Raw genomic sequence first — 17,410 nt, 5'->3', positions numbered from 1 at the left:
ATCAGTCATTGAGGTGCGGAGCGACATCGGTGCCGAAGGCCGCCATCTGGTCGATCAGCTCGGCCCGGTCGCGACAGCGGAACCGCACCTGGATCTGGTCCACCCCCATCGCCGCGTACGCCCGCAGCGACTCGGCGAGCCGGTCCGGTTCGCCGGTCAGCGTCCGCCGGCCGACCTCCCAGCCGGGGGCGCCCACGTACAGGGGCTCCGCGATGGCCCCGATCTCGGCGGGCTCCGCACAGCCCGGATCGTGCCGGGCGGCCCGTTCGCGCAGCTCCCGCAGCCGGGCGAGCTGCCCGGGCAGCCGGTCCCGCGGATCGCCCTGCGGCAGCCAGCCGTCCCCGCGCACCGCCGCCCGGCGCACCGCGGCGGCCGAGGACCCGCCCACCCAGATCGGCGGCCGCGGGGCCTGTACGGGGCGCGGGGCCTGCCCGAGCCCGCTGAACGCGAACCGCTCGCCGCCGAACTCGGGGAACTCCTCCGGCCCCAGCGCGGCCTTCAGCGCGTCGATCGTCTCGTCCAGCAGGGCGCCGCGTGCGGCGAAGTCCACGCCCAGCGCCTCGAACTCCTCCCGTACGTGCCCGGCCCCGACTCCCAGGATCAGCCGCCCGCCGCTGAGGTGGTCGAGCGTGGCGTACTGCTTGGCGGTCAGCAGCGGATGCCGCAGCGCGGCGACCGCGACATGGCTGAGCAGCCGCACCCGCTCGGTGGCGGCGGCCAGATAGGCGAGGGTGGCCACCGGGTCGTACCAGACGGTGCCCATCGCCTGGGCCAGCCGTCTGGGGATCGCGACGTGGTCGCACACCGCGATGTATGCGAAGCCGAGCCGGTCGGCGGCGCGGGCGATCTCGACGAGATCGGCGGGGCCGGCCCGCACTTCCCACGACTCGGCGTAGATGGTGGATTGCGACTGGATCGGAAGCTGGATTCCGTAGCTCAGCCGCCCTTGGGGCAGGATGCGCACGCCGCCGCCTCCTTCGCGGTCGACCGCGTTACTGACGGACCGCCATAGTCGTATCTGACGGTCCATCAGACAAGAGGGCGGGCGCCCCGGCCTCAGTTCTTCGGCCCCGCCCCGGCGCCCTGCCTCAGATCTTCGGACGCACCTCGATCGCCACCTGGTCGTACGCCCCGTACGAGATCCACTCGGTGCCCATCAGCAGAATCACCCAGGACCCGCCCCGCTCCCAGACCAGGCACTGGTCGGCGTCGTCCGGCTTGACGATCCCCTCGGGCAGCGGCTCGCCGAGCCGTTCGCGCAGCAGCCGCGCGGCGCGCTCGTACTCCGCCTGGAAGTCCTCGCGGGAGGCGTCCGGCCGGCAGTCGGGGCCGATGACGGCCTCACCGTCCTCCCCCGTGACGTGCCAGCCGTTGCGCACGAAGGCGTCCTCGTACGCCTCGAGGCTCCACGGCAGGTCCGCGAGCTCGATCATCCGGTCCACCAGGTCGCCGTCGAGGGGCCGTACGGTCATCGCCATGGCGGGCACGCTACCGAGGCGGCCGGGGGAAGGGATCACGGGGTGTCGCGGGTGGGCGGGGGCGGGGGAGATCCCGCCCACCCGCAGCCTGCGCTCAGGCCCCGGGCCCGGCCCAGAGGCCGTCCTCCGTGAGCCCCAGCAGCTCGATCGCGTTGCCGCGCACGATCCGCTCCACGACGTCCCGCGGCAGATGGCCCATCTGGGCCTCGCCGACCTCGCGCGACTTGGGCCAGGTCGAGTCGGAGTGCGGGTAGTCCGTCTCGTACAGGACGTTGCCGACCCCGATGGCGTCCAGGTTCCGCAGCCCGAAGGCGTCGTCGAAGAAGCACCCGTACACATGCTCCGCGAACAGCTCGGACGGCGGCCGCAGCACCTTGTCCGCCACCCCGCCCCAGCCGCGGTTCTCCTCCCAGACCACGTTCGCGCGCTCGAGGATGTACGGGATCCAGCCGATCTGGCCCTCGGCGTACATGATCTTCAGGTCGGGGAACCGGTCCAGTTTGCCGCTCATCAGCCAGTCGACCATCGAGAAGCAGCAGTTGGCGAAGGTGATCGTGGAGCCGACCGCCGGGGGCGCGTCCGCCGAGGTCGAGGGCATACGGGAGGACGAGCCGATATGCATGGCGACGACCGTCCCGGTCTCGTCGCAGGCCGCGAAGAAGGGGTCCCAGGCGTCGGTGTGGACCGACGGCAGCCCCAGGTTCGGCGGAATCTCGGAGAAGCAGACGGCCCGCACCCCGCGCGCGGCATTGCGGCGCACCTCGGCGGCGGCCAGCTCGGCGTCCCACAGCGGGATGAGGGTGAGCGGAATCAGCCGCCCCTGCGCCTCGGGCCCGCACCACTCCTCCACCATCCAGTCGTTGTACGCGCGCAGCGCCAGCAGGCCGAGCTCATGGTCCTTGGCCTCGGTGAAGGTCTGCCCGCAGAAGCGCGGGAAGGTCGGGAAGCAGAGGGCGGACTGGACGTGGTTGACGTCCATGTCCGCGAGCCGGTCGGGCACGGAGTAGGAGCCCGGCCGCATCTGCTCGTAGGTGATGGCCTCGAGTTTCACCTCGTCCCTGTTGTATCCGACGGCGGTGTCGAGGCGGGTGAGCGGCCGGTGCAGGTCCTCGTACACCCACCAGTCCGCGATCGGGCCGTCGTCGCCGGGGGCGCCCATCTTCGGGGCGAACTTGCCGCCGACGAAGGTCATCTCCTTCAGGGGCGCCCGGACGACGCGCGGGGCGATGTCTCGGTACTTCGACGGGAGGCGGTCCCGCCAGACGTGAGGGGGTTCGACCGTGTGGTCGTCCACCGAAATTATCTTCGGGAAGCTCTCCATGTCTGCCACGGTAGCGCTGATCTGACGGTTCGTCAGCTAATGGTGCAGCCCTGGTGGCGACTAGGGGCGCCCCTGGGCAATCGGCACTCTTTACTGACGTATGAGCCGGGGCAGGGCAGACTGGCCGTGCAGGGAAAAGTACGTGCGGGGGGCACCATGGTCGGCAACAAGCGGCTTGGGGATCGGGAGGGTTGCACCGCGTCAGGACCCGAGGGCACCTGGCGCGACGAGGAGGCGGCTCTTGCCCTCTCCGAGGCCCGGATCGAACTGGAGTGGGAAAGGAGCGGCGGCACCAAGATCGTCACGGAGCGCCGGGGCGCCTCAGGGGGCGACTCCGGGGGCGATGTCACCGTCCCCGGCAGCACGGTCTCCGGCCTTGCGGCCCCGGACACCGCGGCCCTGGACACCGCGACTCCGGACACCGCGGCCCCGGACACTGCGACCACAGCCACCGCGACACCGGGCACCGAGACCACAGCCGCCGCGACCCCAGCCGCTGCGACCACCGCCACCGCGACCCCGGACACCGCCGACTCCAGGGGCGCCGCCGACTCCACTGGCGCCGCCGACTCCACTGGCGCCGCCACTCATGACGCCGACTCCGGCCCCCGACAACCCACTCCGCACACCGACGCCGAGCTCGCCGAACCGACCGCGCTCCACGACCACCCCCTCACCGGTGCCTCCGTCGTGCGCCCCGCCCAGCTGCCCGCCGCGGTTGCCGACTTCACGGGCCGCGCCGACGCCGTACGGCAGCTGAGCGAGCTGCTGACCGTCGGCGGCGGTGGGCAGGCCGTACTCGCCATCGCCGGCACCGGAGGAATCGGCAAGACGGCTCTGGCCGTCCATGTCGCCCACGCCGCCCGCCGCCACTTCCCCGACGGCCAGCTCTATATCGACCTCCGCGGCGCGGGCCCCTCCCCCGCCGAGCCGGAAGCGGCGCTCGGGGCCTTCCTGCGCTCCCTCGGCACCCCCGACGCCGCCATCCCGGACGGCGCCGAGGAGCGCGCCGCGCTCTACCGCTCGGCCCTGAAGAGCCGGCGGGCCCTGATCCTGCTGGACAATGCGCGCGACGCCGCCCAGATCCTCCCGCTCCTCCCGGGCGATGACACGGGCGGCTGCGCCGCGCTGATCACCAGCCGGACCAACATGGCCGGTCTGGAAGGCTCCCACCTCGTCGACCTGGACGTGATGAGCCCGGCGGAGGCGTTCGCCCTCTTCGCCCGCATCGTCGGCGAGGAGCGGGCGAGCGTCGAGCGCGACGAGGTCATGGACGTCCTCGCGTCCTGCGGCTTCCTGCCGCTCGCGATCCGTATAGCGGCCTGCCGGCTCGCCTCCCGGCGCACCTGGACGGTCTCCGTCCTCGCCCGCAAGCTTGCCGACGAGCGTCGGCGGCTGGACGAGCTGCGGGCCGGGGACCTGGCGGTCAAGGCGAGTTTCGAGCTGGGCTACGGGCAGCTGGAGCCGCAGCAGGCGCGGGCGTTCCGGCTGCTGGGGCTGGCCGACGGGCCCGACATCTCGCTTCCGGCGGCCGCGGCCGTCCTCGATCTGGACGACGAGAGCGCCGCCGAGCTCCTCGCCTCCCTCGTGGACATCTCGCTCCTGGAGCCCACCGTGCCGGGGCGCTACCGCTTCCACGACCTGGTGCGGCTGTACGCGCGGGCGTGCGCGGAGCGGGACATCCGGCCGACGGCCGAGCGGGAGGCCGCGCTGTCGAGACTGCTGGACTTCTACCTGGCCACGGCGGCCCAGGTGTACGCGCTGGAGCGCCCAGGGGACAGAACGGTCAGCCATTTCCAGGTCACCGACCATCCAGGACTGCGCTTCGGCTCCTCGGGAGCGGCGCTGGACTGGCTGTTCTCCGAGGCCGACGGCCTGATCACCTGCGCGCTGCAGGGCACCGGCGCAAGCACCCGCCGCCGCGCCGCCGATCTGCTGATGGCCGCGCTCGACCTCGCCGAGTCCGGAGCCAGATCGCCTCAGTACGAGACGGCGGCCCGGTCGATCAGCGATGCCGCCCACACCGCGAAGGACTTCCGGACCGAGGCCCGCGCGCGTTCCGCGCTGGGACATCTGTACAGCTTCGCCGGTCGCTTCGCCGAGGCCGACCGAGAGTTGCGGCGCGCCCTGGAGCTGGCCCCCGACGACCCGGTGGTCGCCAGCCGAGCCACCAACCAGCTCGGCATCGTCGCCTACAGCCAGGAGCGGTACGAGGACGCCGAGACGTTCATGAGCCAGGCGCTCGCCGCCTTCCGCGCGGAAGGCAACGAGGCAGGAGAGGCGAGCGCCCTGTCCAACCTGGCCCGCCTCCATGTGCACCGCGGCCGCACCCGGACCGGCGTGAACCTGGCCGAGCAGAGCGTCTCCATCTACCGGCGGCTCGGCGCCCCCCTGCGGCTCGCCAACGCGATGTACACGCTCGGGATAACGCTGACGAGCGTCGGCCGCCTGGACGAGGCCCTTGCCCACCTCAACCAGGCCCTTGGCACCTTCAGGGAGGCGCGTCAACCTCTGTGGGAGGGGATGACTCATTTTCGCCTGGCCGAAACCCATCTGGCCGCGAATCGCCCCGCCAAGGCGGTGATGCACGCCGAGCGGTCGCTCGCTCTGGGCGGCCTCGGCGGTGAGTGGCGCCGCCTGTCCTTTCTCACCGTGCACGGCAAGGCCTTGATGGCACTGGGGCAGCAGGCCCGGGCACAGGAGTCCTGGCGCGAGGCGGCGGCCATCCGAGAACGCCTCAACTCCGCGGCGCCCGAGGAGGTCCGCCGATTGTCGGCCACGACACCCGGAATCCAGATAAATCGACATCCCATTCTCGGCCACCCAGGCCCCCTCCAGGGCACCGGCCACCTGTCCGAAACCGATCCCGCGACCTGACGCTTCGCCAGTTTTTCCCGTTGTCAACTCTGGCAGGCCTTGTGGAGACGCCCTGCCCCTACTGACGTAAGGGGCATCGACAGGGCAAACTGGCCCGTGCAACTGGGAGGCATAGGCAGGGGGAGACCATGGCCGGCGAGAAGAGGCGAGGGCAGGAGCAGCCCTTCCGCTTCACCGTGCTCGGACCGGTACGGGCCTGGCGGGACGAGGAACCGCTCAGCACGGGCTCACCACAGCAGAAAGCCTTGCTCGCCGCCCTGCTGCTGCGCGGCGGACGCACGGCGACCGCGCCGGAGTTGGTGGACGCGGTATGGGGCGAGGACCCTCCGGAAGCGGCCGTCTCGGCGCTGCGCACCTACGCCTCCCGGCTCCGCAAGGCCTTCGCCCCGCACTCCGATGTCCTGGTCAGCGAGTCGGGGGGCTACGCCGTCCAGGTGGGCACTGGCGCGCTGGACACCGATGTGGCCGAGAGCCTGGCCGCGGAGGCGGAGAAGGCGCGTAACTCCGGGGACGCGGTCCGGGCGCGTGAACTGATCGGCCAGGCGCTGGCCCTCTGGGACGGCGAGCCGTTGGCCAACGTGCCCGGCCCGTATGCGGACACCCAGCGCACCCGGCTGTCGGAGTGGCGTCTCGTTCTCATCGAGACCGGGCTCGATCTCGACCTGGAACTCGGCCATCACATGGACGTGGTCTCCGAGCTCACCGCCCTCACCGCCACCCACCCGCTCCGGGAGCGGCTGCGTGAGCTGTTGATGCTGGCGCTCTACCGCAGCGGGCGGCAGGCCGAGGCGCTGGCCGTGTACAAGGACACCCGGGAGCTGCTGGCCGAAGACCTCGGTGTGGACCCCTGCGCGGAGCTGTCCGAGCTGCATCAGCGCATTCTGCAGGCCGATGCCGAACTGGCCGCCCCCGTGGATGCCCGGGCGTCCGGCGGCCTCGTCTTCGTACGCCCGGCCCAGCTGCCCGCGACGGTCGCGGACTTCACGGGGCGCGTCTCCTTCGTCAAGGAACTGAGCGACCAGCTCGCCACGGCGGAGGGGCATGTCATGGCCGTGTCAGCGGTCGCGGGCATCGGCGGCGTCGGCAAGACGACACTGGCGGTCCATGTCGCGCACGCGGCCCGCCACAACTTCCCGGACGGCCAACTGTACGTCGATCTCCAGGGCGCTGGGCCCGTGCCCGCCGAACCGGAAGCCGTCCTGGGAGCCTTCCTGCGCGCCCTGGGCGTCCCGGACACGGCCATCCCCGACGGCGTCGAGGAGCGCGCCGCGCTCTACCGCTCCACGCTGGACAACCGACGCGTGCTGACGCTGCTGGACAACGCCCGGGACGCCGCGCAAGTGCGGCCGCTGCTGCCCGGCACGGAGGGCTGCGCCGCGCTGATCACCAGCCGTATCCGCATGGTCGACCTGGAGAGCGCCCACCTGGTCGACCTGGACGTCATGAGCCCCGAGGAGGCCCTGGTCCTCTTCACCCGCATCGTGGGCGAGGAGCGGGTCGCCGCCGAGCGGGACGCGGCCATGGACGTGGTGGCCGCGTGCGGCTTCCTGCCGCTGGCCATCCGCATCGCCGCATCCCGGCTCGCCGCGCGCCGCACCTGGACCGTCACGACCCTGGCCCACAAGCTCGGCAACGAGCGGCGCCGACTGGACGAGCTGCGGGCGGGCGACCTGGCGGTCAGGGCCACCTTCCGGCTGGGCTATGGGCAGTTGGAGCCACAGCAGGCGCGGGCGTTCCGGCTGCTGGGGCTCGCCGACGGACCCGACATCTCACTCGCGGCGGCCGCCGCCGTCCTCGACATGGACGCCTTCGACACCGAGGAGCTCCTCGAGGCCCTCGTCGACACCTCACTCCTGGAGTCCGCCGCCCCTGGGCGCTACCGCTACCACGATCTCGTACGCCTCTACGCGCGTGACTGTGCGGAGCGGGACCAGTCGGTTGCGGACGGCGAGGCTGCGATGTCGCGGCTGCTGGACTTCTATCTCGCCACGGCCGCGCGGGTGTACGCGCTGGAACGGCCGGGCGACCGGCTGGTCGACCACCTGTCCCCGACCGAGCAGGCCGGGCTCGACTTCGCACACCAGGACGCCGCGCTCGACTGGCTCTTCACCGAGTCCGACTGCCTGCTGGCCTGCGCCCAGCAGGCTGCCTCCGGCACGAGCCTGCGCCGGGCCGCCGACCTCTTGGCGGCCGCCGTCGACCTCGCCGAGTCCGGAGCCAACTCGGCGCGGTTCGAAGCGGTCGCCTCCGCCATCAGCAAAGCCGCCGACGCGGCCGGAGACCCGCACGCGGGCGGGCGCGCCCGATTCCTGCTCGCCAAGGTGCTCGAGCTGGCCAACAGGCTCAACGAGGCCGACGCGGAAGCTCAGCGTGCCCTGATGCTGGGTAACGCCGCGGAGGACAGGGTGCCCGTGGGCCGGGCCCTGACCGAGCGCGGCATCGTCGCACTCGGTCAGAAGCGTTTCGGTGACGCCGAGACCCACTTTCTCCAGGCGATCGAGACATACCGAGCCATGCACGACGCCCCCTGCGAAGCCAGCGCACTGTGCGGCCTGTCGCGTGTGTACGTGGAGATGGGTCGTACGGCGAACGCCGTCGAGCTGGCACGGCAAGGGACCGAGATCTACGCGAGCCTGGGGCGTACCCTGCGCCTGGCCAACGGGAAGTACTCGCTGGGACTCGCCCTCGCCGGGGCGGCTCAACCCGCCCAAGCGATCGACGAGTTCAGCGAAGCCCTGGCCCTCTTCCGTGAGAGCCGACAGCCGCTGTGGGAAGCCATGACTCACCAGCGGCTGGCCGAGGTCCGCTTGGCCCTGGACAACTCGGCTTCGGCGGCTCAGCACGCCGAGCAGGCACTCGCTCTGCGCGGCTTCGGCGGCGAGTGGCGGCGCGCCATCGTACTGACCCTGCTCGGCAAGGCGCTGATGAATCTGGGTCAGGGCGGGCGCGCACAGGCCTGCTGGCGTGAGGCGCTGTCCCTCCACGAGCGGCTCGGGGCCTCCGAGGCCGACGAGGTACGTGAGTTGCTGGCCCCCACCGTGGCCGCATAACGCCTCACGGCTGCTCGTTCATCATTCGTTTATCGCCGTCCGGAACTCTGTATGTCAGTCGATCCGTCCCCGCGGGGGGCAGGCGGATCGGTTGTAAGTACACACCGTTAAGGTGGGCGGCCCTGTTGGCGCCCGTCCGGCGACCCACGGGGGAGTCGCCGGCCGGGCGCCGCAGTCCCCACGGCTTACATCCGATGGAGTGGAATGTATGAGTGAGAGCAAGAAGCCAGAATCCGACGCCTACCGCCCCATGGAGGGTCATCCGCCGGCGCCACCCAACCCCGTGATCGCCGGAGAGGGCCACGCACCGGCCCCTCCCGCGGTCAAGGGGGAAGGTCACCCGCCGGTGCCCACCCCTCTCATTGCCGGAGAGGGCCACGCACCGGCCCCTCCGGTCACCTTGGGGGAAGGTCACGCACCGGTGCCCACCCCCCTCATCGCGGGGGAGGGCCACGCACCGGCCCCTCCCGCCGCGAGCAAGGAGGCTGGTGACGAGGGTGAGATCAGCACGATGAGCGAGGGCCACGCCCCTTCGGGTGGCTCGCGGTAAGAGAGCACTCGCCACCCATCCAGCCATGAGGTAGCACACCGCGGGGGGCCGATGTCGACGGCACGGAGGGGAGGCCGTCGGCATCGGCCCCCTTCCGCATGCCCAGGCACCGCCTTCCGGCCAGGCTTCGGCCATTTCGAGCCACATGGCCGAACAAATGTACCCATGATTGGCGCGTTTGCAATACAAAATATATAACCCGCCCCCAGCCGGAGGAACCGGAATGACTCGCACCAGAAATGCCTTTGCAGCCTTGGCCATTGCAATAGCCATCCCACTTGGCGTCGCGACCCAGTCGACGGCATTCGCAATTGCAGACGACAGTCATCTCCCTCTCGTGGGCACAAGCTCCGGTGAGTACGTCGCCGCCGGCGCCACGACGACCGATGAGGGCCACTTCCCCAACGTGCACCCGAGGTAGGGGCGGAGGGGTATTCCTCACCTGAAGGGGCCGGGCGGAGAGCCCGGCCTCTTCGCGTTCCCGCGTATTGACCCGCACATTGGCCCCCGCGTTGGCCCGCACATTGACCCTCGCATTGATGTCAGGCCCTACAAAGGATCCGAAGGGCCGCCGCACCGGCCGCCCCGCGCACCAAGGAGCCCCGCCGTGCAACTCCACGTCATCCTGCCCGCCGAGTCGCCCGCGACCGACATCCACGAGCTGGCCGCCCTCGCCCAGGAGGCCGAGCGCCTTGGATACGACGGCATCTGGCTGCCCGACCATCTGCTGCCGCCCGGCCCGTACGGACCGGAGAAGTACGGCGGCGTCTACGAGCCGCTGACCGCGCTCGCGTATCTCGCGGCGGTCACCCGCAGGGTCACCCTCGGCACCTCCGTCCTCATCCTGCCGCTGCGCGACCCGCTGCTCGTCGCCCGGCAGGCGGCGACGCTGGCACGGGTGAGCGGCGGCCGGTTCGTGCTGGGGGTGGGGGCCGGGTGGGAGGAGTACGAGTTCGACGCCGCCGGGGCGGACTTCGCGACCCGGGGCGCCCGGACGACCAGCGCGCTGCGGCTGATCCGGCAGCTGCACGAGAGCGGCGGCGGGCCGTACGAGGACGCGTTCCACTCCTTCGACGAGCGCGCCGTCTTCCAGCCCGTACCCGAGCACCCCGTGCCGTTCCTCATCGGCGGCAATTCGAACGCCGCGCTGCGCCGGACCGCGCAGGTCGGCGACTGGTGGCAGGGGGTGGGGCTGGACCCGCGGGAGTTCGCCGGGCACCGGGCGAGGCTGCGGGAGCTGAGCGGCGGGCGGGAGATCCGCGCGGGGGCGCGGATCGGGTGGGACGACGACGGGCGCGATACCGGGAAGACGCGCGAGGAGGTGCGCGAGGAGGTGGAGGCGTGGCGGGCCGTTGAGGCGGACCATCTGGCCGTGTGGTTCGGATCCCCGGAGGGCGACGGCTTCCTTCGGCGGATGCGGGCGCTGGCCGAGGCCGTGGGCCAGGGCGACCGGGCTTGAGCGGGGGGAATCGGGCACGAGGGTAGCCCAAAAAAATGCGCGGCACGTAAAGATGCGCTCCACGCACCTTTGCGTGCCACGCAAGTTTCGCTATCCTTCTGGGCATGGGGTTGCGAGAGCGGAAGAAGGCCGAGACACGCGCGTCGCTCAGCTGGGCGGCGATCCGGCTGACCGTCGAGCGCGGGTTCGACAGCGTCAAGGTGGAGGACATCGCCGAGGCCGCGGGGGTCTCACCGCGCACGTTCAACAACTACTTCTCCAGTAAGGGCGAGGCGATCGCCGCCCGCCATCTCGACCGGTGCCTGGGTATCGCGGAGGCGCTGCGCGAGCGCGCGGCGGCGGAGCCGCTGTGGGACGCGGTCCTCCACTCCGTACTGCCGCAGTTCGAGCCCGACGCGGCGGTGGCCGCCCATCCCGTTCCCGATGCGGCGCAGTGGACGGCGGGGGTGCGCGTCATGCTCACCGAACCGGTTCTGCAGGGCGAGATACTGCGGGCCGGGGCCATCGCCGAGGCCGAGATCACCGCGGCCGTCGCCGACCGCACCGGCATCGATCCGCAACAGGACCTGTATCCGCACCTCGTCGCGTCCGCGGTCATGGCCGCGACGAACGCGGCCATGGCACACCACCTCCGCACCGATCCGCCGGTGCCGATGAGCCGTCTGCTCAGGGACGCCTTCACCCTGATCGCGGCGGGGCTGCCCACGCCCACCCCCTAGGCATCCCTCTCCACGCGCAGAGCCCGGCGACCGACCGGGCCGATACCCCCTGCCCAAAAACCCGAAAGCCTCAAAACCCGAAAGCCCGAAAAGGACTCTGCTCATGATCGATGTTGTCATCGCGGGCGCCGGACCCAACGGCCTGATGCTCGCCTGCGAACTCGCCCTGGCCGACATCCGCCCCGTCGTCCTGGAGCGCCTCACCGAACCGTCCACCGAGCAGCGCGCGAACGGCGTGGTCGGCCAGGTCGTGCGGATGCTCGACCGGCGCGGGCTGTACGAGCGGCTGACCTCGCCCGGCGCCACACCGGAGCCGGCGCCCAGTTTCGTGTTCGGCGCGTTCCCGCTCGAGCTGAGCGACCTGCCGGACAACTCCCTCTACACCTTGTCGGTGCCGCAGCGCCGGATCGAGCAGATGCTCGCCGAGCGCGCCGCCGAACTGGGCGTCGAGATACGCCGCGACCACGAGGTCATCGGTCTGGCGCAGGACGAGAAGTCGGTGACGGTCGAACTCCGAGGGCGGGAGCCGATCGAAGCGGCGTTCCTGGTCGGCGCCGACGGCGGGCGCAGTGTGATCCGCAAGGCCACCGGGATCGGCTTCCCCGGCGTGACCGCCGACGACTCGGTGTCGCGCATGGGACAGGTGAGCGTGGACCCGGGCGCGGTCGGCGCCGACGGCGGCCTGGTCGTGCCCGGCTTCGGCGCCGTACCGCCGTTCCGGCATCTGCGCACCGAGCGCGGCCTGATCGCCTGGGCGCCGTTCCCGGGCCGCGATCCGTTGCTCAGCACGGTGGAGTGGGACCAGCCGGCCGAGGGCGAGGCTTCCCTCGACGAGCTGCGGGCCAGCGCCTCCCGGGTGCTGGCCACGGACGTACCGCTCGCCCCGCCGACCGGGCCGGGCCCGCATGTGATGAGGCGGCTGTTCGGCGGCAACACCCGCATCGCGGAGCGCTACCGCGCGGGCCGCGTCTTCCTGCTCGGCGACGCCGCGCATGTGCACTCGGCGATCGGCGGCCCCGGGCTCAACATGGGCCTCCAGGACGCGGTGAACCTCGGCTGGAAGCTGGCCGCGGAGCTGCGCGGCCACGCACCCGAGGGACTGCTGGACAGCTACGAGGCGGAGCGAGCCCCGGTGGCGCTGCGCGTCGCCATGCACACGCAGGCGCAGTCGCTGCTGATCCGCCCGGGCGGCGAAGTGACGGCGCTGCGCGAACTGTTCGGCGAACTTCTCGCCCAGCCCACGACCCGGCAACACCTCGCGGATCTGATGTCCGGCGCGGACATCACCTACGACATGGGTCCGGCGACCGGGCCGCTCGTCGGCCGCTGGGCACCCGATCTGCCCGGCCTGCGCGAGGCGACCCGCACCGCCCGCCCCCTCCTCCTCGACCCCACCGGCACCCTCGACACGGGCCCCTGGGCACCGCACGTCGACACCCTGACCATCCCGGAACTCGACACCGCGCTGCTGCTGCGCCCCGACTGCTACGTCGCCTGGCAGGGCACGACGGACGACGGTCTGCACGAGGCACTGAGCAGGTGGTTCAGGGCGGCTTGAGCGACGAGGGCTGGACGACGGCGCGGCGCGGTCCCGCGTCGGAAATTCCCCAGCACCTCAAACCTAGGGCTGTTAGGTTAAACCTAGACCCACTAGGAAGAGAGGTAGGGCCCAGCCATGCCCAAGCCCACAACCGACACCCTCGACGTCCCCGGCGCCACCCTCCACTACGAGACCCGCGGCCGCGGCCCCGTCCTGCTGCTGATCCCCGGCGGCGCCGCCGACGCCGGGCTGTACGAGGGCATGGCCCCCGACCTGGCCGCCCACTACACCGTCGCCTCCTACGACCCACGCGGCCTGTCCCGCAGCCCCCTCGACGGCCCGCTCACCGACCAGCGGGTCGACGTATGGAGCGACGACGCCCACCGGCTGCTCGAAACTGCTCTCGCCCCACGAGAGCGCGTACGTACTCGGCTGCAGCTCAGGCGCTGTCGTCGCGCTCGACCTCCTGGCCCGCCACCCCGACCGGCTGCGCCGGGTCGTCGCTCACGAGCCCCCGCTGATCGAGGTCCTGGCCGACCCCGCCCCGCACCGCCGCCTCTTCGCCGAGGTGCGCGAGACGTTCCGCAGGGACGGGGTCGGCCCCGCGATGGCGCGGTTCAACGAGGGCCTGGGCGGACGGCCGTCGGACCGGCCGACCGAACTGCCTCCCGAGATCCAGGAGATGGCCGCCCGCATGCACGCCAACCTCCCGGTCTTCCTGGAACACATCCTGTGCCCCTTCACCGCGACCGCCCCCGACCTCACCGCCCTACGCCCCGCCGCGGACCGGCTGATACTGGCGGTCGGCCGGGACTCATGGGAACAGGAGCCGCTGTACGGGCCGGCCCTGCGGCTGACACAGCTGCTCGGGCTCGGCGGTGAGGTCGTGGAATTCCCGGGCGGGCATGTGGGCGCCACGGAACATCCGAAGGAGTTCGCGGGGCAGCTCCTGGCGCTGCTCGACCTCGACTGAGTCCCCTACCCGATCGCTGACGTCGAGCCGTCAGCCAATCCGTGCTCGAAGGCGTTCGCTGAGCACGACATCATGCGGCAGCCGCTCCAGGTCTCGCGCGTCCACGCCCACACCGTGCCGCGCGATGATGCCGGCCAGCGAGGCCCAGTGGTCGGCCGCCATCTGCTCACCGGTCTGGCCGTCGCCCGGCTCGTCCGGCCCGACCACCATCCGGGCGTCCGTCTCGACGTCCTCGGCCGACATCCAGTCCCGGACATCCCCCGGGCCCCAAAGGCTCCAGCCTCGATCGTCGAGCAGGACCAGGCTGCGGCCGTCCGCCAGTACGGCCACAAGCCGTGCCGACATCGACATCTGCCCAGCGCGCGTATCACCGCTGTCCAGCTCGACGTGCGTGACCAAGCGCGTCACACCAGTCATGCCGCCCTCCTCCCGGCTGGAGATGTTCACGAGAAATGGACGTCAGACGTTATCGGATCTGGGTCAGGGCAGCGGCGGCGACCGACGCCCCTGCGGGACACGTCCCCGTACTTGCCGACCTCCTGTTTCCCCCGGCCGCTGATTCCCAACGCGGCGAGGTCACGATCACCGAGGGCAAGGTACGGCCGCGACGCCAGCTGCGCCTGGGTGTACTTGCTCGGTTGCGATGCGGCGGAGGGCGAGGACGTGGCGGAGGCGGAGGACGAGCGCGTGGCGGAGGACGAGGCCGAGGATGCTGGACGGGAGGACGACGGCCGCGGCGCGACCTCCCTGCTCGAACGCCCGGCGCCGAGGAGGCTCACGGCAAGTACGAGCACCAGTCAGGCCCTTCCGCGGGGGTGCCTTCTCCGGGCTCGCTGATCACGATCGAATCGCGGCATACCGGCACGGTAGTGACGCCGCGCCGGGACCGGTCCGCAGACGTCCCGCCGTAGTCGGCCAGAGTTGCCGAGAATGGAACCACCACTATCAACGGAAACCTTGATCAACGATCTGTCGATTGCTGAACGCCGACGTGCTTCGCCCTCTTCCGCCAGTGCGTGATTCTGGACCTCACAGCGAGAGTATCTGGGTGGTCGGGCCCCAAGACCCGTAGGCAGTCGGTCAACAATTGCTCGAACGCACACGTGGCGCCAACTGCGTCCCCGACTTCCCCCCGCCACTCTGCGATGTTGCCGCGGGTGTCGAGGGTGTCGGGGTGGTCGGGCCCCAGCACGCGCAGATAGTCGGCCAACAGCTGTTCGAAGGCGCTCATGGCACCTGCCGCGTCCCCGGCTTCCGCGCGCCAGGAGACCTGGTCGTGCCGGACGTCGAGGGTGGCAGGGTGGTCGGGCCCCAAGACCCGTAGATAGTCGGCCAGCAGCTGTTCGAAGGCGCTCGCGGCGCCTGTCGCGTCCCCGGCTACCCCTTGCCAGGCCGCGATTCTGGCCCTGACGTCGAGGGTGTCGGGGTGGTCGGGCCCCAGCACGCGCAGATAGTCGGCCAACAGCTGTTCGAAGGCGCTCATGGCACCTGCCGCGTCTCCGGCTTGCCCTCGGTGGTGTGCGATTCTGGCCCGGAAACCCAAGGTGAATGGATCGTCGGGCCCCAGCACCCGTACATAGGAGGTCAGCACTTCCTCGAAGGCACTCGCGGCGCCTGCCGCGTCGCCCGCTCTTCCCCGCCAATCCGCGATGCTGGCCTGGCTGACGAGCGTACGAAGGTGGTCGGGCCCCAGCACCCGTAGCGAGTCGGCCAACAGCTGTTCATAGGCGCTCACGGCGCCGGCGGCGTCACCCGCTTTCCCCCGCCAGTCCGCTATTCGCCCACAGATGTCGAGGGTGTCGGGGTGGTCGGGGCCCAAGATCCGTAGGTAGTCGGCCAACAGCTGTTCGTAAGCGCTCACGGCGCCGGCGGCGTCGCCCGCTTGCCCTTGCCAGCTCGCAAGGCTGTCACGGATGTCCAGGGTGTCGGGGTGGTCGGGGCCGAGATGGTTGTGGGCGGCGCTTGCCAGATGCTTGAAATGATGGACGGCTGCGGCAGCTTGGCCACTCTTACCCAGGCTGTGGCCAGCGCGGTGGAGCACCGGATGGGCTCTGTCAGCCTGGTACAGGGCTTCTTCGGCGCAGTGGATGAGCGCTGTGGCATTTGCGCGCAGGGCTTGGGCGAGGGCGGTGTCGCGCTCCATGGCGGGCCAGACCACGATGAGGGCGTCGGCGGCCGTGTGGACCAGGTGATCGCGCGTGTCGCGTGTGAGGGTGTCGCGGGTGGCGCGTTGGACGAGCTGGTGGACACGGACCGCCTGATGGGCGTTTCTGGGGGTGTGGTCGATGAGGCTGAGCCGGTGCAGTGCGCGGACTGCCCGCTCGGCTTCCTGCGCTGTGGCTATGTCCGGCTGAGACTTCCCTGCGGTGTCTGCGCGGTGCTGGGTGAGGTGGGCCAGGGCAGGGATGCTGGCCAGCACGGGGCCGGGGATGCCGTTGGGATCGAGGGCGGCGATGAGCTGGAGCATGGGGCGAGCCAGGCCCACGGGTGGGAGCTGATCGGCGCGGTCGAGGGACAGTGACCAGGCGGCAGCCACACTCACGGGTTGGTTGTCGGGCAGCCCTGAGGCGTCGGGGAGCAGGTCGGCGAGGGTTTGGACGCGGTCGGCCAGCCGGGTGCGGTAGTCGGCGCAGTCCAGATCGGCGTCGATGAGGTACGCGACGGCCTGAGAGAGGGCCAAGGGGAGGTGGCCGAGGTCGGCGGCGAGGGCGGCGAGCTGGTCGGCGGGCTCGGTGCGGCCGTGGGCAGCCAGTCCGGCGGTGAGGTAGGCGGCGGCTTCACCGGGGGTGAACAGGCCCACCGGTACCAGTCGTCGGCCGCTGCCACCGAGGGCAGCGTCCCGGCGGCGGGTGGTGATCAGGGTGCGGCCATGGGGGCTGGTGGGTGGCCACAGCCCGCGCAGGTCGGCCGGGTCGGCGAGGTCGTCCAGCACGATCAGCCAGCTGCGCTGGGATGCGCCGTGCCTGGGCTCAAGCCAGGCCAGAAACGCCCGCGCGGCGTACTCCGGGTCAGCAACCTCGGTGCCGAGCACCTCGGCGGCGGCCTGGGCATACGCGGAGACGATCGCGGTGCGAGTGCCGGCGCTGACCCACACCAGCAGGTCCACTCCTCCCGCCTGCCACAGGGCACGGGCGTGGTGGACAGCGAGCTGAGTCTTGCCGACCCCGCCCATACCGACCAGCACCTGACACCGCGCCGCCGCGCCACTGTCGGCCACCATCTGCTGTATCTGTTCAGCAGCGGCCCGGTCCTGGAAGCAGCCAGCCTGCCGCGGCAGCACTCCGACCTGATGGGGCCACGTCACCGCAGGCCGAGGCGCGGCGTAGTAGGCGACCTGGCCGCCGTCAGCCACATAGCCGACAGCCAGGCTGCGGTCGCGGGCGTGCGCCATGACGCTTTCCAGCCGATGAGCCTCGGAAGGCGTCCCGATCGGCGGTGGGCTG

The 17,410-nt window shown here is 71.3% G+C and carries 10 protein-coding genes and 1 pseudogene; 6 read left to right on the top strand and 5 right to left on the bottom strand.

Annotated features, from left to right (window positions below; genetic code table 11):
* Nucleotide 1: 1 nt before the first annotated feature.
* From ACWDSL_RS19650 to ACWDSL_RS19640, 3 genes are all read right to left on the bottom strand, one after another.
* The gene (locus ACWDSL_RS19650) at nucleotides 2-964 is read right to left on the bottom strand and encodes a TIGR03619 family F420-dependent LLM class oxidoreductase (protein WP_450486995.1); all 963 of its coding nucleotides are present in this window, start codon (nucleotides 962-964) and stop codon (nucleotides 2-4) included.
* Nucleotides 965-1,088: 124 nt separating this feature from the next.
* Nucleotides 1,089-1,478 (bottom strand): hypothetical protein, encoded by a 390-nt coding sequence (locus tag ACWDSL_RS19645; RefSeq protein WP_450486994.1) that lies wholly within the window; start codon nucleotides 1,476-1,478, stop codon nucleotides 1,089-1,091.
* 94 nt (nucleotides 1,479-1,572) lie between these two features.
* Entirely contained in the window at nucleotides 1,573-2,799 is a 1,227-nt protein-coding gene (locus tag ACWDSL_RS19640) for an amidohydrolase family protein (protein WP_450486992.1), read from the bottom strand.
* A 156-nt stretch (nucleotides 2,800-2,955) separates the two neighbouring features.
* Between ACWDSL_RS19640 and ACWDSL_RS19635 the strand changes: the two genes are divergently transcribed.
* The 6 genes and pseudogenes from ACWDSL_RS19635 to ACWDSL_RS19610 all read left to right on the top strand — a co-directional run.
* The gene (locus tag ACWDSL_RS19635; RefSeq protein ID WP_450486990.1) at nucleotides 2,956-5,676 is read left to right on the top strand and encodes an ATP-binding protein; all 2,721 of its coding nucleotides are present in this window, start codon (nucleotides 2,956-2,958) and stop codon (nucleotides 5,674-5,676) included.
* A 128-nt stretch (nucleotides 5,677-5,804) separates the two neighbouring features.
* Nucleotides 5,805-8,726: a BTAD domain-containing putative transcriptional regulator gene (locus ACWDSL_RS19630; RefSeq protein ID WP_450486988.1), complete on the top strand. Its 2,922-nt coding sequence runs from the start codon at nucleotides 5,805-5,807 to the stop codon at nucleotides 8,724-8,726.
* A gap of 1,157 nt (nucleotides 8,727-9,883) precedes the next feature.
* The gene (locus ACWDSL_RS19625) at nucleotides 9,884-10,735 is read left to right on the top strand and encodes a TIGR03619 family F420-dependent LLM class oxidoreductase (protein WP_450486986.1); all 852 of its coding nucleotides are present in this window, start codon (nucleotides 9,884-9,886) and stop codon (nucleotides 10,733-10,735) included.
* Between the two features lie 104 nt (nucleotides 10,736-10,839).
* Nucleotides 10,840-11,454, top strand: coding sequence for an acyl-CoA-like ligand-binding transcription factor (locus ACWDSL_RS19620; protein ID WP_450486984.1), 615 nt, complete (start codon nucleotides 10,840-10,842; stop codon nucleotides 11,452-11,454).
* Between the two features lie 103 nt (nucleotides 11,455-11,557).
* Nucleotides 11,558-13,012, top strand: coding sequence for an FAD-dependent monooxygenase (locus ACWDSL_RS19615; RefSeq protein ID WP_450486982.1), 1,455 nt, complete (start codon nucleotides 11,558-11,560; stop codon nucleotides 13,010-13,012).
* 358 nt (nucleotides 13,013-13,370) lie between these two features.
* Nucleotides 13,371-13,967 (top strand): annotated as a pseudogene (locus tag ACWDSL_RS19610) (alpha/beta fold hydrolase); the annotation flags it as partial.
* Between the two features lie 30 nt (nucleotides 13,968-13,997).
* Here the strand turns inward: ACWDSL_RS19610 and ACWDSL_RS19605 are convergent.
* Both ACWDSL_RS19605 and ACWDSL_RS19600 read right to left on the bottom strand, forming a co-directional pair.
* A complete protein-coding gene (locus tag ACWDSL_RS19605; protein WP_450486980.1) occupies nucleotides 13,998-14,384 on the bottom strand; it encodes a hypothetical protein in 387 nt (128 codons plus the stop codon).
* A 544-nt stretch (nucleotides 14,385-14,928) separates the two neighbouring features.
* A complete protein-coding gene (locus tag ACWDSL_RS19600; protein ID WP_450486978.1) occupies nucleotides 14,929-17,358 on the bottom strand; it encodes a tetratricopeptide repeat protein in 2,430 nt (809 codons plus the stop codon).
* Nucleotides 17,359-17,410: the final 52 nt, after the last annotated feature.

Source organism: Streptomyces sp. NPDC000941 (assembly GCF_053599555.1).
This window is presented reverse-complemented; position numbering and strand designations above follow the sequence as displayed.